Below are 14,636 nucleotides of genomic sequence, written 5' to 3'. Positions count from 1 at the left end.
CCCGAACGACCGGCGCCCAACAGGCTCCGCGAAGCCGCGACATCACGAATTCAAGTTCATTGGTGGTCCCTGGATTTGTCGGGCGTCGAGGCGAGCTCGATGCCGCGAATCCTGCGGAGCCAGCTGACGAACAGCCGGAGCGCGATTCCACACCCGGCACACCAGCCCCAGCCCTCGGTGGCAAGGGCATGCAAACCGTCCTCGTACTGGATGTACAGGATCTGCGCGCCGACGGCCGACGCGATGAACCCGTGCGTGCGCGACTCCACCGACAGCAGCCAGTCCACAGGCATCCACAGCGGAGCAGCGAGGTCCCGGAGCCGCATGCGGAACGCCGCCCAGAGGAAGCCGACGGCGTAGCGCATCCTGCGGCGTGACGAGAGGACGACGCCGTTCCCGGGATCGCCGGCCAGGACTGCGGCCCACTCCTCCCGGAGGTGTGCCCTGCGCTCTCCAGCAACGAAGGAGGCGAGGTCCAGAGTCCGAAGGCCGGCCCCGCGGCTCGGGGCAACCGTGCTCGTAGGGGCCTCAGGCCCCTCCTCCGTCGTCTGCGGGGCAGTTCGCAGGGCGGTGAGCAGCAGACTGACCGCGGTGACCAGGATCGCGCCCGACGTTATCGCGCCGAAGACCCAGCCAGTGGTGAGCAGATCCTGGGCGAACGCCGGCTCGGAGTCGAACTTCTTCAGGATGTAGCCGGTGGCCAGGAAGATCATCGTTGCCGTGCCGGCCAGCACCGGCCCCAGCACGGCGACAACAGCCAGCGGTCCGACGCCCCCGCCCTCCTCGGGGCCCTCGTCGGTGCTCACGCCGTGCCCCCTTCATCTGCCACACGCAGCCCGAAGAGTCGGGGCTTCCGCTCCCGGGCTTGACCGGCTGCACGCTGACCGACGGCCGTGAGCTCGTAGTAGTACCGCTTCGGCCGCCCCGGGTGCTCACCCGTCTCCTCATACCGGGTGGCCCATCCCGCGTCGACCAGACGCTCAAGGATGGGATACACGGTCCCGGACCCGAGGTCGGTCTCCTCGCAGATCTTCAGCCCCCATGCAGGGTCGTCCGCGGTGGACGCCAGCAACACTTTGATTACCTCAAGTGTCGGTCTTGTGAGGCGAATTGATGCCATGTCACGAGTGAAGCACCACGCCCACCATATGTCGAGTACGACATTCGTGCGGCGCGGACTCCCGGGGGCTACAGGCAGGCAGCCGCACCGGGGTTCCGTGGTCGCAGGCGGCCCTTTGGCATCGATCTCCTAGGCTGGCTCGGTGACTGATGAGCAGGAGTGGGTGCAGCCGTCGGGAGTGTGGGCCACAGCGGTGGGGGTGGCCAGGGTGCGGGCGCTGGAGACCGAGCGGGAGAACGCGCTGTTCCGCGACCCACTGGCACAGGCCTTCGCCGGCGCCGGCGGCCTGTGGCCCTCCTCGCCGCCGCTGCCCGATGACGCTGCCGCACAACGCCGCCGGCTGGCCGTGTCGTTCTCCATCGTCATCAGGACGAAGTTCCTCGACGACCTGCTGCAGCAGGCCTCCGCGTCCGGGGTCCGGCAGGTCGTGCTGCTCGGCGCCGGCATGGACAGCCGGGCCTTCCGGATGGACTGGCCCGAGGGCACCCGGCTGTTCGAGGTCGACACCGCCGCGCCACTGGACTTCAAGGCTTCGGTGCTGCGCCAGGAACGGGCCGTGGCACGCTGCGAGCGGATCACCGTCGCGGTGGATCTGCGTGAGGACTGGCCGGGCGCGCTGGCCGCCGCGGGGCACGACGCGGCCGTGCCGACCGCGTGGATCGCCGAAGGACTACTGATCTATCTGCCCGAGGATGCGGTGGAGCTACTGCTGGCCCGGATCAGCACGCGGTCGGCGGCAGGCAGTCGGATGGGACTGACATTGGGCTCGCGCGGCGTGATCGAGCGCTTCGGGGCGGACGCCGCGCCGGGATCGGCGGCGTCCATGTGGGTCTCGGAGATGCCCGACGACCCGGTGGGCTGGCTGGCCGGGCACGGCTGGGAGGCCGACAGCCACACCCTGCGCGAGCGCGCTGCCGCCTACGGCCGCCCGATCAGCACACCGCCGCAGCGCGAGGAGCGGCCCGGCGGACTGATCTCGGCGGTCCGCCGGTAGGCGCCTCGGTTCCCCGGCTGATCGATTCCAAGGGGACCTGATGAGTGGAGCGAGGTTCATGCGCGGCCGGCCGGCCAGGGCGCACGTCTGTGCCGGGACCAGGGCCACCGCCACGGGAAGTCGTCGGCCGTGCTCCGCGCCGGCGACGAGCACCGAGGCGCCCAGGACGGCGAGCCCAGCCCGGCCTATCCCGACCACAGCGCCCGCGCCGTGCGGGCGGCAGCTCGCCCCGCGCTTCCCCGGCGAACGCGTCGTCCGGTTGTCTGCTGCCGCGGTCCACACCCCGACCCTGTCCGGCGAGCCGGGCAGTTCAGGAAGTCACCCTCCTTCACGATCACAGGCAGGAGGTTCTGGACCAGGCCGACCCGGTGTTCCTCATCCGCCTTTGTGTGGGTGGCACGCATGCTCCAACGACCCACGGGCCAACGACCGATCGAGCAGATCAGCAGGTGGAACTGCTGGAGATCTTGATCCCGGTGACGCTGTAAGAGTTCGTCAACACGGTCTCGTGGTTCGGTGGCAGGCAGATCGAGTTCCCGTCCTGGAGCCGTAGATACGCCACGTCGTCGTTCCGGGTGTTCACGACGTGGTAGTGCGGGCGGGACCTGACCGTCTGGTAGGAGCTGGTGACATCGCGGTACTTCGTGATCGGTGTGCCCGCGTTGTAGGCCTGCTCGTCCACGTAGAAGCAGACGTAGGGGTACGGGCAGCCGTGGGTGGGGGACTCCGCCTGGGCCGCCGATGCGCCGGTCACGGACATGGCTGCGACGGCCACGCTCACGCCCGCGAAGGATGCTGTCTTTCGGATGACGGACTTCATCGAATCTCCCATAGCTAGGTGGATCGTCTGGCACGGCAGCTGGATCGTGATCCGTTTGCGCATGCCGCTGGTCAGCGGGGGGGAGGCCGGTGCTGCGACGAGTACGGCAACGGGCACCATGAGCGTGGGTGACGGCGTATCAAGAGCGGCGGCCGTGAGAGCAACCGTTGGCGCGGGCGTGTCCGAACGTCGCCCTGACGCGGTGGGTAGGTCCGGCCCCGGTGGTGCGACACCAAGAGCATCGGTGGCCACCGGAGTCCGGCGCAACGGCTGCCGTCCCGTTGGCGACGATGGAATCATCCCAGCCCATCTGACGTGCAGGTATGTGAGTGCCTGGGATACGGGATCGCGGGCGGGCGACGGGGAGGCATCAGCGCCCCCGCCGACCAGGAAAGGCTTCAGCGCCAGATCTCCCGTCCGGCACGGGCGATCACGGAGCTTTCGGCGCGGCTGGAGGAGAGGGACGCGGAGCCGGCGGCTGCCCGGGCGGCCGCCCGCGCGCTGGTCCGGGCCCTGAACCAGAAGGGAACCGCGCACCGCCCGGGTCCGGCCGGCCCGGTCGTCCAGCTCCCGGCCGAGGCACCCCTTGGCCGCGCAAGACGGGCTCCGGTCGGCGCCTCCCGCTTCGTCCGCCGCCGCAAGGAGACCGGCGCACGACCGCGACCGATCTTGCGCAGCCTGAGCGGCAGTCAATACTTGGCTAGCCACATGTTTGCTGTTACGTTAGTTATGTGTCCAGCCACCTAAGTGGGTGACGGCACGAGAGGAGTCATCATGAAAGCCATCCTGTTCGACCGTTTCGGAGGCACGGAAGTGCTGCGCGAGGCGGACCTCGAGGTACCGCAGCCCGGCCCCGGGCAGATCCGCGTCCGCGTCAGGGCCGCCGGGCTGAACGCGCTGGACGGCAAGATCCGCTCCGGGGCACTGGAGGCCGTGTTCCCCACAGCGCTCCCCTCCGTCCCCGGTCACGAGCTCGCCGGCGTGGTGGACGCCCTGGGTGAAGGCGTGCAGGACGCGCAGGTGGGCGACGAGGTGCTGGGCTGGTCGGACACCGGCTCGTACGCCCAGTACGCGCTGGCCACCACCGTCGTCCCCAAGCCCGCCGGCCTCGACTGGCAGCACGCGGTCGCGCTGCCGGTGGCGGGCGAGACGGCCGAGCGGGTCCTGAACCTGCTGGGCGTCGCGGCCGGAGAGACCGTGCTGATGCACGGCGCGGCCGGAGCGGTCGGCACCCTGGCGGTCCAGCTCGCCACGGCCCGCGGAGCGCGTGTCATCGGCACCGCCGGCCCCGCCAACCAGGAATACCTCGCCTCGCTCGGCGCCACCGCGACCGTTTACGGCGAGGGCCTGGTCGAGCGGGTCCGGGCGCTCGCCCCCGACGGCGTGGACGCGGTGTTCGACGTGGCCGGGAAGGGAGCCCTGGAGGACTCCATCGCCCTGCGGGGCGGCACCGCCCGCATCGTGACCATCGCCGACTTCCGCGCGCACCAGCTCGGTATCACCTTCGCCAGCGGTACCCAGGACCGCTCGGCCTCCCGCCTGGCCGCCCTGGCGCAGGATGCCGCGACCGGCAAGGTCGTCACCACCGTCACCGCCTACCCGCTCGCCGAGGCTGCCACGGCCCAGCAGGTCAGCGACGCCGGGCATGTCCGGGGCAAGCTCGTGCTCACCCTCAACTGATCACGCCCGCCACGGCACCCACCACACCCGCCGCCATCCCGATGACCGCCTGGTCATCACCACACCGAAGGACCACGCATGCTGAATTCCCTGTGGACACCGACCACCGTCGGTGACATCTCCCTGCCGCACCGCCTGGTCATGGCCCCCATGACCCGTGACCGCTCCACACCCGAAGGCGTCCCGACCGAGCTGAACGCCGAGTACTACGCCCAGAGGGCCTCGCACGCGCTCATCATCACCGAGGGAACCCAGCCTTCCACCGACGGCCAGGGCTACCTCCTCACCCCCGGCATCCACAATGACGAGCAGATCGCCGGGTGGCGCAAGGTCACCGACGCCGTGCACGCGGCCGACGGCCGGATCGTCGTCCAGCTGATGCACACCGGACGCATCGCCCACCCCGACAACACCCCCCACGGACGCCGACCGGTCGCCCCGTCGGCGATCCGGCCGCAGGGCGCGATGTTCACCGCGTCCGGGCCCCAGGAGATGCCGGAACCCCGTGCTCTGTCGACGCAGGAGGTCGCGGCGACCGTCGACGACTTCCGCCGCGCCGCAGCGGCTGCCGTCGCGGCAGGCGCCGACGGCGTGGAGATCCACGGCGCCAACGGTTACCTGGTGCACCAGTTCCTGTCCGACAACACCAACCAGCGCACCGACCGCTACGGCGGTTCCCTCGACAACCGCATCCGTTTCGCCGTCGAGGTCGCCGCTGCCGTGGCCGACGAGATCGGCGCCGACCGCACCGGCCTGCGCATCTCCCCCGGCAACCCCTACAACGACATCGCCGAGTCCGACACCGCCGAGCTGTATCCGGCTCTCCTGCGCGCCCTCGGCCCGCTCGGCCTCGCCTACCTCCACGTGTTGCACGCGGGCGACGAAGAACTGTTGGGCACCCTGCGCGCACTGTGGCCGACCACCCTGATCCTCAACCGGGCCGGGACCGACCTGCCGACCCGCGCCAAGGACATCGAGGACGGCACGGCCGACCTTGTCTCCGTGGGGGCCCTCGCCCTCGCCAACCCGGACCTGGTGGAGCGGCTACGCTCTGACGCGCCGCTGAACACCCCCGACCCGGCGACCTTCTACGGCGGCGGAGTGGCCGGCTACACCGACTACCCCACCCATACCGTCTGAGGAACCGAACTTATGCCCACCCCGACACCCCGCAACCCCACCACGGCCAGCGAGGGACCGGTGAGCTACGCGATCTTCCAGCTCGCCCGCGCCCACCGTGCCCGCGCCGGCGCCATGCTCCGCGAGATGGACCTGCATCCCGGACAGGAACTGCTGCTGATGCAACTCCTCGACCGGGACGGCCAGACCCAGTCCGAGCTGCTCGAAAGCGTCGGCCTGGACCACTCCACCGTCTCCAAGTCCCTACGCCGCATGCAGGACGCCGGCCTGCTCATCCGCGAACCGGCCGAACACGACCGGCGCGTCATGGTGGTCCACCTCACCGACAAGGGCCGTGCCATGCGCGAGCCCCTGGCAGCCATGTGGCGGGCCCTGGAGGAGACCTCCGCGCGGAACCTGTCGGCGCAGCAGGCAGAGTCCTTCGTCCGCACCGCCTACGCCATCGCCGACGCGATCAACAGCCGCGCTCTTCCGCAGGAAGAGTCCGAGTAACTCCCCTCGGCCTGCACCCCGTTCCCGCCTGGAGTGCACGTCGCTTCCGGCGTTCCTGCGAAGCGGACAGTCCTGCGGCACGCTCGGCTCACGAGAGCTTCCTACCGAGCGGAGCCAGGTTCCCCGGCTGTCGGAAGAAGCCCGGCGAGCCGAGCCGGCGAATGTCGCGGGACCCCCGTTCACCCCCGTACATCGGGGAGAACGGGGGTCCCCGCCCGCTCCGGGAGCTGCCCGGCCTGGGCACGAAGGCGGCGGCCACGGGCGGCCCAGCGCCCGCATCAGGAGTCCGTGGCGTGCGATCGCCGAGGTTCATCACGGGCGATCGAGCGGTCCAGTCAGAGCGAAGTCCCCTCACCAGGTGGTCGGCATCCGCGTCGCCCTCGACGCGCAGCAGCGGACACTGTCACCGCTCGAACCGGCGGTACGGCCGCACCCCATCGTCAGGGCCGACCCGCCAGGGACCCGGCCCTACCGCCCCCGGGCTTGCTCCTGGTTCGACCGGTGGGGGCCGAAGAGCCAGTCCGCATGCGGCCCCAGACGCGCGTCGACCGGTTCCGCTCCCCGCCTGAGCGCGTCGATGTAGGCCTGATCGGCGGCGAGACGGGCCGCCACCTCGGGACCTTCGGCAACGGCGCCGTGGCCGGGCACCACGACATCGACGTGCCCGACGGCCTCACCCAGCCGGTCGAGGGCGGCCTCGTAGGCTCCCACCTGATCGTCTTGGCGAATGTCGAAGAGCGGGATCAGGACGTCGGAGAGCATGTCGCCGACGAGCAGGACGCCACGGTCCGCGAGGAGGACCGCGGCGTGGCCGACAGCGTGCGCCTGATGCTCGATGACCTCGCCCGGAACCTGTCCACCGTCCGCGGGCAGCGGGGTGACCAGCGCCACCAGGTCGAGAGGGATGCCGGACGCGCTCTCCGCCGCCATCGCCCGCGCGCGCTCTCGGGCTTGTCCGGCAACCTGGGGTGAGTCAGCCCGGATTGCCCGCGTCTCGGAGCGGAAGAGCAACTATCCGGTGGTCTGTTGGTCTGAGGTACGGGACGGGGTGGTCGGCGGACGGCCAGGATCGTCCGCCGGGGAGAGCCTGCACGCCGAGGGGAACACCATGGCTTGGTTCTGCAAGGAAGAGACGAGCGAGGCCGAGGACGCCTGGGACGACTACGTCCGGGCGAGCAACACGTACAGCAAGGCCCGGAGGGTGCTGTTCGAGACCGACCCGCTGCCCGCGGTGCGGAAGGCGTTGAACGGCGGAGGCGACCTGTTCGCCGCACTGCATCTGCTCAAGGACGTGGGCTGGGACCGCCCGGAGTTGGTACAAGCCGTCGTGCCCGAGCTCTACGCCTGCTCCCTGAGCCTGGGACCGCCCGGCATCTTCGCCCGGCTCGTGCTGCGTCGGCTGAGCGGCTCCGGACACGCGTACGCCGAGGCGCTGCACGCCGGGCTGGCGCCGCTCACGGCCGCGACGCTGCGCGAGGAGGTGACTGACGTCTTCGCCATGCGGGCCCTGGCGATGCTGCTGGACGATGTCGGTGCGCTCGGCCTGCTGGGACAGTGGCGTGAGGCGGCCCGCGCATCGCCGGACGTGGACGTGCAGGAACTCGCCGAGGACTACGGGGAGGACGAGCACCCCGAGCCCCCAGCGCCCCCCGCCGCACCTCTGCGGGGAGCCTGATGGTGGGGGTGTCCGCCCACTTGGTCGGCACCTGCCTCCTGACACCGCCTCCTGACGCGGCGTCTGAACAGTAGGGGGGTTGTCGAGGGTTCGCGGGCGCCGCGATCGGCTCTCCGGGGCGGGCGTCCAGTGCCACCGGTCGTCCTCCCTCCCCCGCCGGCTTCAGAGAGCGGCGCGGGCTGCCTTCCGTATGGCCGCGATGCCGGGTTCGTCGCGCCTCTCGGCGAGCCAGGCCAGGGCGGCACTGCAGGGGGTGAGATCGGTGACGTCGATGTAGCGGATGCCGGGACGGGGGAACAAGTCGCGTGCGGCTGCCGGAAGGAAGCACATCGCCTCTCCGCCGGCCACGGCGTGCAGCAGGGACTCCATGTCGGTGACCACCGGCCCGTACCGCACTGGGCTGCCGTCGGGGCGCGGGTCCACCGCCCAGAAGTCCCACCACACCCGCGGCACCTTCTCGGGCATGGCGACGACAGGTCGGCCGGCGAACTGCGCCAGGGTGGCGCTGGGCAGGGCGGCCAGCGGATCGCCGGCGGGAAGGCAGGCCACGCGGGGCTCGGTGGCGAGATGGCGCACCTCTACGCCGTCCGGCACGGGGGGCCGTAGGAACATCACGTCGACCTCCTGCCGGACGAGAGCGGCGAGATGGTCGGCGAAGTTGAGGTTGACGACCTGCAGTGTCATCCCCGGGTTCCGGTCCAGCACGGTGCGCAGGACGGCGCGGGTGTGCGGCATGGCAGCCTCGGCCCCGATGGTTCCCACGACGAGCTGGACCGAAATCCGGCGTGCCTGGGCGTCGGCGATTCTGCGCACCCGGGCGATGGCGTCGACGGCTGCTCGCGCTTCGGGGAGCAGGGCCCGCCCGGCGACGGTGAGAGCGACCGCACGGCTCGTGCGCTCGAACAGCCTTACACCCAGGCGTTGTTCCAGGTCCCGGATCTGCTGGCTGAGCGCCGACTGCGTGATGAACAGACGTGTGGCGGCGCGCCCGAAATGGAGCTCCTCGCTGAGCAGCACGAACAGGCGCAGCTGGTGGACGCTCGGTTCCGCCGACCCCTCGGATCCCGTGCCGGCTATGGCAGTTGCCCTCTTCCCTCATTCATGAGGATTACCTTATCGATCCGATGGGATTCCGCATGCCTGAATCCCGTGACAACGAGGGTGTTGCCGTGTGAGTGTTCTGAACGCTGCCTCGGTCGCCGGACTGACCCCCCGGCTTCGCGCCGGGCACTGCCGCACTCGCTCGTTGCAGGGAATCAGACGGGGGACCGACCTTGGCCGAGACCAGTATGCCGCCGCAGCACCACTGCCGATCCGCAGGCTCGGTCCTCGCCCGGAAGGACACGCGGCGCACACCGCGCGCGGGCACGGTCTGAGGACTGCTCCGCCGCGCACCACGAGTGTCGGACCTGCGCCCGCTCCCCGTACGTGCCCGACGCCCGGCAGGACCGGACTGCCGTCCCCGGGCCGATGCGGCACGCCCCCGCCTGCCTGCGGACTCGCCGACGGCACGCACTCCCCCACTCTCCAACGGCCCCTCGGCAGCGACGGGTTCACCCTTCGAACCCGACTCCACCGAGAGCGCCCACAGCGGGGAACCGGTACTGCCGCCGTCGCCTCTTAGGGGCCGGAGCCGGCTGAGCGCCTTCGGCCGTCCCGGACCTTCGATCAAGCGACTACTGGGCTCGACGGCCGAGCCCCGCGCCGGCCGGGCCGAACCCCACAGCTCGTGAATACCGTCCGGACGGTGCGGGTGGGCACCAGGATTTCAGGAGGAGAAGGAGACCATGAGCGGCTTACTGGTTCACCTGCCGTCGGACGGGAGGGCGGAGACCACGCCGGCGTCGGAGCCGGTGAGCCTTCGGCTCGGTCCGGGGGACGTCGCCCGCTTCGGGCGCGGCTCCGCGTCCGTCCCCGTCGATCTGCGGATGGCGAATCCAGCGGTATCCCGGCTCGCCGGAGAGATCCGGGTGACGGAGGACCACTGGCAGTTGAGCAACCTCAGTACGAACCAGACCTATCTGGTGGAGAACCCTGAAGGGGCGGGGGAATATTTCAGGGTCCCGCCCCGCAGGGCCGGGGCACCCGTGCCCTTCGAGTTCGCACGTGTCGTCCTGCCTGCCCGGGGTTCCGCCGTGAGTTTCCAGGTGTTCGCCCCCGACCACGTGTACCTCGGCGCGAGCGGCACGGCGGGCTTGACGGGCACCGGGACGCTCGCCGGTTTCTCCCTGGACGAGACCTCCACGTACTTCCTCGTACTGGTCGCGCTGTGCGAGCCGCGACTGCGCGACGAGTCCACGGTGGCGGTGGCGACCACGCCCCAGATCGTGGAGCGGCTACGGAACCAGCCGGGCTGCGAGCGGCTGACCAACCGGGCGGTCAGCTCCCACATCGACTATCTGGCGGACGAAAAGCTGCGGATCACCGCCTCGGCGACGACCGGACCGGGTCAGGGCGGGCGACGCAACGGCAAGCGGGAGGCGGTGGCGGGACTCGCCCTGCGGTTTGGGCTCGTGCGCGAGGAGCATCTGAGGCTCCTGCCGTCGAGGAGATCGCCGCTCCACGGGACGGGGGTGGCGGGAGGGTGAACAGCGGATCCGTGGAGGTGGTTCCACGCGGCTACCGGGTCGGTGAGTGGGAGGTCACCGGCCTGATCGGGGCTGGTGGATGGGGGACGGTGTACGCGGCCGAGCGCGTCGGCGATCCGGACGGTGGCGGTGACGGCGAGTACGGCGGCGACGGGAACGAGGGCGGGCCGGCCGGGCACGGGGAGACGGCCCCGTCGGAGGTCGCCCTCAAGTTCCTGCCCACGGCCGGGCTCGCGCCGCGACAGGCGCGCGGGCTGGTGGAGACCGCCCGGCGCGAAACCGAGCTCAGCCGGCGCACCCGGCATCCCCGGCTGATCAGGCTGTTCGACTCCATCACGCTCGGCGAGTCCGCCGGTTCGGCCTTCGACGGGGCCGTGGTGCTCGTCATGGAGCGGGCCGAGCGAAGCCTGCGCGAACGCCTGGAGGCTTCGTCTCCCTCCGGTCCGGGCGGCCCGTCGTCGCCCGCTGCGCAATCCTCCACCCCGTCCGACGAGGTGCCGCTGTCGGCGCGAGAGGGCGCGCGGCTGCTCACCGAGGTCTGCGAAGGACTGGCGCACCTGCACGAACTGGGCTGGGTGCACGGGGACCTCAAGCCCGACAACGTCCTGATCATGGCGGACGGATCGGCACGGCTGGCGGATTTCGGCCTCTCGGTGGAGCTGACGGGCACCCACGCCTACATCCCGCCCCTGGGCACCCCTGACTACCTGCCGCCGGAACGCTGGCAGGCGTCGCTGGGCGAACGGGGCGTACAGGTACGGCAGAGCACCGACATCTGGGCACTGGGCGTGATGATCCACCAGGTCTTCACCGGAGGTGCCTCGCCGTTTCCCGGCGCCACGCCCGCGGCCCGCGGAGCCGCCGCCCAGGAGTACGCCGACGGACGCGCCCCGCTGCGCATGGACCTGCGCGTGCCGCCCTTCTGGCGCGATCTGGCGGCCGACTGCCTCAGTCCGGCACACACCGACCGTGCCGCGCACACCGTCGAGAGCCTGCTGGGCCGTATCCGCGCCGAGCAGGAGCGGTCCGCCGCTCCTCCAGGGGCTCGGAACAGGCGCACGTTCCTGGCCGCCGCCGCGCTGATCGTGGCGGCCGGCGGCGTGGGCTCCGTCGGGTGGCTCCAGTACGACGACGACCAGCGGTCACTCGGCAGCGGGTCCGGGTCCGGGTCCGGGCGAGGCGGTGCGACGCCGAGCATCGTGCCGAACGCGCGCGTCAAGGTGTACAACGCCGAGCGGTCGTGTCACCGGCCCGGCGAGCGGGACAACCTGTGCAGCCTCGGACTCGCGATCGACCCCCTGCTGCCGTACGACATCGACAACGTCGTGCTGACCAGGGTGTGGGACGGTGACGTCCTGACCGCCGACTGCCAGCTCCCCCAAGGGATGCCGGTCGCCGACGAGGCGGGCACGCGTTCGGTGCGGTGGTACCGGGTGCGTCTCACGGCGGAGAAGGGCCGGACCACGGCCTGGCTGCCGGCGGTGCGGACGAAGGATCGTCCGGCACTGGCGGAGTGCCCGGCCCGGCCCTCTCCGGGCTGACGTCGGTCAGCACAGCCGGATGTCTCGCCCCTCGTTGTCCTTCGCCTCGTCATTGCCCCAGCGCTGGAGGTAGTACGCGGAGATATACGCGCGGCCCGAGCCGCCCGGCACCACCTGGTCGAGGTCGGTGAGCAGCCACCAGTGGTTGTAGGAGTTCCCCACGCGCACCTCGTCGCCCGGCTTCTTGCACAGGACGTAGTTGGTGCCCTTGAGCAGCTTGCCCTGCACCGCACAACGGGGGCTGGTGTCGCCTACGCAGTCGACCGCCGCGTAGCCGGGGGCGTCGGCGAAGGTGTCCACCCAGAACCGCTCCGGAGCGGGGTTGCCGCCGCAGGCGTTGGTGCTGGTGACGCGGGGGAACGGCCCGGAGGGGGAAAGCCGGTACTCGGTGCCCTGGAGCACCGGGTGCACCATCTCGTCCGTCTCGCCGTCGTTGTCGCCGTTGGTGTCGTACAGCTGCTCGTAGTGCAGGTGCGCCGAGGTGGTCCCGACCAGTCCGAGCCTGCCGAGCGACGCGCCCGAGGAAACCTGTTGGCCCAGACGCACGTCGATGCGGTCCATGTGCAGGTACACCGAGAACCAGCCGCCTCCGTGATTGATCTCCAGGCCTCCGGGTTCGAAGAACTCGGTGACCGTGCCGGCGGCCGAGGCGACGACCGAAGCACCGAGGGTCTGCCCCCCGACGCGGTACATGTCGAGTTTCTTGTCGTCGGGAGCGTGTCCCTGGTACGTCTGCAACTGCCAGGTCTCGCCGCAGGCGAAGGGCAGCCGGAAGTCGGGCCGGACGCCCGCGGCCGCCTGCGCCGGTGTGGCGGCCGCCGGGGCCGCCCCGGAAGCCGCCCACAACCCGAACACCGCGAGGACGGCCGCGACGGCGAGGACGAACGGCCTGGGCAGCGGCGACCCGAAGACGCGTCTGCTGCGGGGTGTGCGCATGGAATCCCTCCTTGCCCGCCCGGCTCGGTGCCGGACGGTCGTTTCGTACGGTGCTCCGGGGCGGGCCGGACGGGGGCGCCGGCACTGCCGGCCGACGCCCCCGGTCGCGTCGCCCTCGAGGTGGATGCCGCTGCCACAGCCGCGACTCCGCCCGCGTTCAGCGGCGCTGGATCCACTCGTCTTTCGTGTATCCCTCGGCCGTGACCGCCGACCGGTCGTCCAGCAGTTCGCCGGACAGGACTCTTCGGCGCGAACCATGCTCTCTACGCGGCACTCGGTCGACGCACAGGAGCACACGTTCGCGTCCGCCCAGGCCGTCACCGTGTCTGCCCTCCGCCGTCCTCGGGCTCAGAGGTGACGTCCACCCGGTCCACGCCGGGCATGGTCGACTGCGTTGCTGCTGAGGTGACGCGAGGCGCATCAGGTCACTGCGGCCGAGCCCGGCCCCACCGGGACGTGCGTCCCGGTGGGGCCGACGGTCGCCATGTCAGCAGCGCCGCAGGCCATACCTGCTCGGGTCGGCGTCGAACCAGCTGGGCGTGAACACCCAGTCGGCCGGCACATAGCCCTCCCGCCCGTCGCTGCTCCAGTCGGGCACCGTGCGGTACCAGGTCGTGTTGCCGCCGCCGTGCAGTCCGCCGGGCGACCAGCAGGTGAAGTAGCTGAACGTCGACTGCAGCAGACCGGTGATGGGACTTTCGTGGAACGGCTCCGCCCGGGTCGGCGCCGATCCGCTGTTCCCGCACCACAGCCGATTGTCGTGAGCGCGCACGCCGCACTCGGCCGCCGCTGCCGCCGTTGGTGCCGACGTCGCTGCCTGCGCCGAGGGAGCGGCCAGGATTCCGGCCAGCGCGGCGGCCACCGTGACGGATGCCGCGGTCGCCTTGATGTGTTTCACGATCATGACTTCTCCTTCGTCGTCTACGGGCGCCTTCCGGGGCAGGGCTGTGGCCGGACAGGTTCCGGCCGCGTTCGCGCGCCATGGGATCGCCGTCACCGGATCCTCGCCACAGTGGCTGGGACCGGTGCCTGGAAGGTATCCGTGGCAATACAGGGAGCGGCATCCGGAAGATTCCGGAGTGACACGCCTCCGATGACAGGCCGTCAGCATCTCCCCGGCGTGGCGGCGAGCTGTCGCCGTGCGTCCGTGACCGGGCAACGCCGAGCAAGTCGGAGATCATGAAGTACGCCTGCCGGGCGGGCCGTGCCGCCAGGTGGCCTCCCCACCCCCGTGACCCGCGTCAGCAAGGAGTCCGACGTCCTTTGCAGACAGCCCGTGGGAGAGCGCCTCAGCCGAACTGCCTTCCCCCCGGAACCTGCCCGGGGGATCCGCCCTTGCTTGCCTCGGTGGGCCTAGGTGTGCCGGAATGCGTTGTCGGACTCGATGTCGGCACGCATGGCATCCCGGGCCTCCAGGCGCAGGTCCAGGTACCGACGCGTCAGTTCCAGGAACTGCTCGCTGTCGACGAGGGCTCCAGCGCTCACGGCGTCACGCATACCTCGGACTGCCCCACTGCATTTCTCGGCAGGACCGACGACAGAGCGCGGGGCGACAAGTTCCAACTCGTGGCGAGACGCGTAGCAGTGTGTGTAGGCCGCGCGAGCCTGCCGATACCTCTCGCTCGCATCAAGGCCGGGTGTGGCGGCGAT

At 70.9% G+C, this 14,636-nt stretch carries 15 protein-coding genes; 7 read left to right on the top strand and 8 right to left on the bottom strand.

Features of this window, described 5'->3' with window-relative positions:
* Window positions 1–56: 56 nt before the first annotated feature.
* Complete coding sequence (locus tag OG736_RS47390; RefSeq protein WP_442817140.1) at window positions 57–806, bottom strand: hypothetical protein; 750 nt, start codon at window positions 804–806, stop codon at window positions 57–59.
* Window positions 803–1,120, bottom strand: a complete 318-nt coding sequence (locus tag OG736_RS42185) for a PadR family transcriptional regulator (protein ID WP_327187187.1) — start codon at window positions 1,118–1,120, stop codon at window positions 803–805. Before OG736_RS42185 ends, OG736_RS47390 begins: the two co-directional genes overlap by 4 nt.
* Window positions 1,121–1,262: 142 nt before the next feature.
* Between OG736_RS42185 and OG736_RS42180 the strand changes: the two genes are divergently transcribed.
* Entirely contained in the window at window positions 1,263–2,114 is an 852-nt protein-coding gene (locus tag OG736_RS42180; RefSeq protein ID WP_327187186.1) for an SAM-dependent methyltransferase, read from the top strand.
* Between the two features lie 442 nt (window positions 2,115–2,556).
* On the opposite strand, the gene OG736_RS42175 is transcribed toward OG736_RS42180, so the two are convergent.
* Window positions 2,557–2,934: a hypothetical protein gene (locus OG736_RS42175; protein ID WP_327187185.1), complete on the bottom strand. Its 378-nt coding sequence runs from the start codon at window positions 2,932–2,934 to the stop codon at window positions 2,557–2,559.
* Between the two features lie 774 nt (window positions 2,935–3,708).
* Here OG736_RS42175 and OG736_RS42170 point away from each other — a divergent pair.
* From OG736_RS42170 to OG736_RS42160, 3 genes are all read left to right on the top strand, one after another.
* The gene (locus OG736_RS42170) at window positions 3,709–4,614 is read left to right on the top strand and encodes an NADP-dependent oxidoreductase (RefSeq protein WP_327187184.1); all 906 of its coding nucleotides are present in this window, start codon (window positions 3,709–3,711) and stop codon (window positions 4,612–4,614) included.
* Window positions 4,615–4,692: 78 nt separating this feature from the next.
* Window positions 4,693–5,754, top strand: coding sequence for an alkene reductase (locus OG736_RS42165; RefSeq protein ID WP_327187183.1), 1,062 nt, complete (start codon window positions 4,693–4,695; stop codon window positions 5,752–5,754).
* 12 nt (window positions 5,755–5,766) lie between these two features.
* The gene (locus tag OG736_RS42160; RefSeq protein ID WP_327187182.1) at window positions 5,767–6,246 is read left to right on the top strand and encodes a MarR family winged helix-turn-helix transcriptional regulator; all 480 of its coding nucleotides are present in this window, start codon (window positions 5,767–5,769) and stop codon (window positions 6,244–6,246) included.
* Window positions 6,247–6,714: 468 nt separating this feature from the next.
* Here the strand turns inward: OG736_RS42160 and OG736_RS42155 are convergent, their stop codons facing one another.
* Window positions 6,715–7,176 carry an MBL fold metallo-hydrolase gene (locus OG736_RS42155; protein WP_327187181.1) on the bottom strand — a complete coding sequence of 154 codons (462 nt, stop codon included), beginning with the start codon at window positions 7,174–7,176 and terminating at the stop codon, window positions 6,715–6,717.
* 178 nt (window positions 7,177–7,354) lie between these two features.
* Here OG736_RS42155 and OG736_RS42150 point away from each other — a divergent pair, with 178 nt between their 5' ends.
* Window positions 7,355–7,921, top strand: coding sequence for a P-loop NTPase family protein (locus tag OG736_RS42150; RefSeq protein WP_327187180.1), 567 nt, complete (start codon window positions 7,355–7,357; stop codon window positions 7,919–7,921).
* Between the two features lie 162 nt (window positions 7,922–8,083).
* Here OG736_RS42150 and OG736_RS42145 read toward each other — a convergent pair whose 3' ends face one another.
* Window positions 8,084–8,998 carry a LysR family transcriptional regulator gene (locus OG736_RS42145; RefSeq protein WP_327187862.1) on the bottom strand — a complete coding sequence of 305 codons (915 nt, stop codon included), beginning with the start codon at window positions 8,996–8,998 and terminating at the stop codon, window positions 8,084–8,086.
* 710 nt (window positions 8,999–9,708) lie between these two features.
* Here OG736_RS42145 and OG736_RS42140 point away from each other — a divergent pair.
* Both OG736_RS42140 and OG736_RS42135 read left to right on the top strand, forming a co-directional pair.
* Window positions 9,709–10,509 (top strand): FHA domain-containing protein, encoded by an 801-nt coding sequence (locus tag OG736_RS42140; RefSeq protein WP_327187179.1) that lies wholly within the window; start codon window positions 9,709–9,711, stop codon window positions 10,507–10,509.
* Entirely contained in the window at window positions 10,506–12,050 is a 1,545-nt protein-coding gene (locus tag OG736_RS42135; RefSeq protein ID WP_327187178.1) for a serine/threonine-protein kinase, read from the top strand. The genes OG736_RS42140 and OG736_RS42135 overlap by 4 nt, the downstream gene beginning before the upstream one ends.
* A 6-nt stretch (window positions 12,051–12,056) precedes the next feature.
* Here the strand turns inward: OG736_RS42135 and OG736_RS42130 are convergent, their stop codons facing one another.
* The 3 genes from OG736_RS42130 to OG736_RS42120 all read right to left on the bottom strand — a co-directional run bounded on the left by OG736_RS42130 (window position 12,057) and on the right by OG736_RS42120 (window position 14,471).
* Window positions 12,057–12,986 (bottom strand): M23 family metallopeptidase, encoded by a 930-nt coding sequence (locus OG736_RS42130; protein WP_327187177.1) that lies wholly within the window; start codon window positions 12,984–12,986, stop codon window positions 12,057–12,059.
* Window positions 12,987–13,473: 487 nt separating this feature from the next.
* Window positions 13,474–13,890 carry a hypothetical protein gene (locus OG736_RS42125; RefSeq protein ID WP_327187175.1) on the bottom strand — a complete coding sequence of 139 codons (417 nt, stop codon included), beginning with the start codon at window positions 13,888–13,890 and terminating at the stop codon, window positions 13,474–13,476.
* Window positions 13,891–14,339: 449 nt separating this feature from the next.
* The gene (locus tag OG736_RS42120) at window positions 14,340–14,471 is read right to left on the bottom strand and encodes a hypothetical protein (RefSeq protein WP_327187174.1); all 132 of its coding nucleotides are present in this window, start codon (window positions 14,469–14,471) and stop codon (window positions 14,340–14,342) included.
* Window positions 14,472–14,636 lie beyond the last annotated feature (165 nt).

The sequence above is a fragment of the Streptomyces sp. NBC_01334 genome (genome assembly GCF_035983595.1).
Classification (GTDB): Bacteria; Actinomycetota; Actinomycetes; order Streptomycetales; family Streptomycetaceae; genus Streptomyces; species Streptomyces coriariae.
This window is presented reverse-complemented; position numbering and strand designations above follow the sequence as displayed.

Bases quoted from the DNA above. Each gene is read 5' to 3' on its own strand.
- OG736_RS42170 (WP_327187184.1), top strand. From the start codon at position 3,709: ATGAAAGCCATCCTGTTCGACCGTTTCGGAGGCACGGAAGTGCTGCGC.
- OG736_RS42140 (WP_327187179.1), top strand. From the start codon at position 9,709: ATGAGCGGCTTACTGGTTCACCTGCCGTCGGACGGGAGGGCGGAGACC.
- OG736_RS42125 (WP_327187175.1), bottom strand. From the start codon at position 13,890: ATGATCGTGAAACACATCAAGGCGACCGCGGCATCCGTCACGGTGGCC.
- OG736_RS42185 (WP_327187187.1), bottom strand. From the start codon at position 1,120: ATGGCATCAATTCGCCTCACAAGACCGACACTTGAGGTAATCAAAGTG.
- OG736_RS42150 (WP_327187180.1), top strand. From the start codon at position 7,355: ATGGCTTGGTTCTGCAAGGAAGAGACGAGCGAGGCCGAGGACGCCTGG.
- OG736_RS42175 (WP_327187185.1), bottom strand. From the start codon at position 2,934: ATGAAGTCCGTCATCCGAAAGACAGCATCCTTCGCGGGCGTGAGCGTG.
- OG736_RS42130 (WP_327187177.1), bottom strand. From the start codon at position 12,986: ATGCGCACACCCCGCAGCAGACGCGTCTTCGGGTCGCCGCTGCCCAGG.
- OG736_RS42160 (WP_327187182.1), top strand. From the start codon at position 5,767: ATGCCCACCCCGACACCCCGCAACCCCACCACGGCCAGCGAGGGACCG.
- OG736_RS42155 (WP_327187181.1), bottom strand. From the start codon at position 7,176: ATGGCGGCGGAGAGCGCGTCCGGCATCCCTCTCGACCTGGTGGCGCTG.
- OG736_RS42165 (WP_327187183.1), top strand. From the start codon at position 4,693: ATGCTGAATTCCCTGTGGACACCGACCACCGTCGGTGACATCTCCCTG.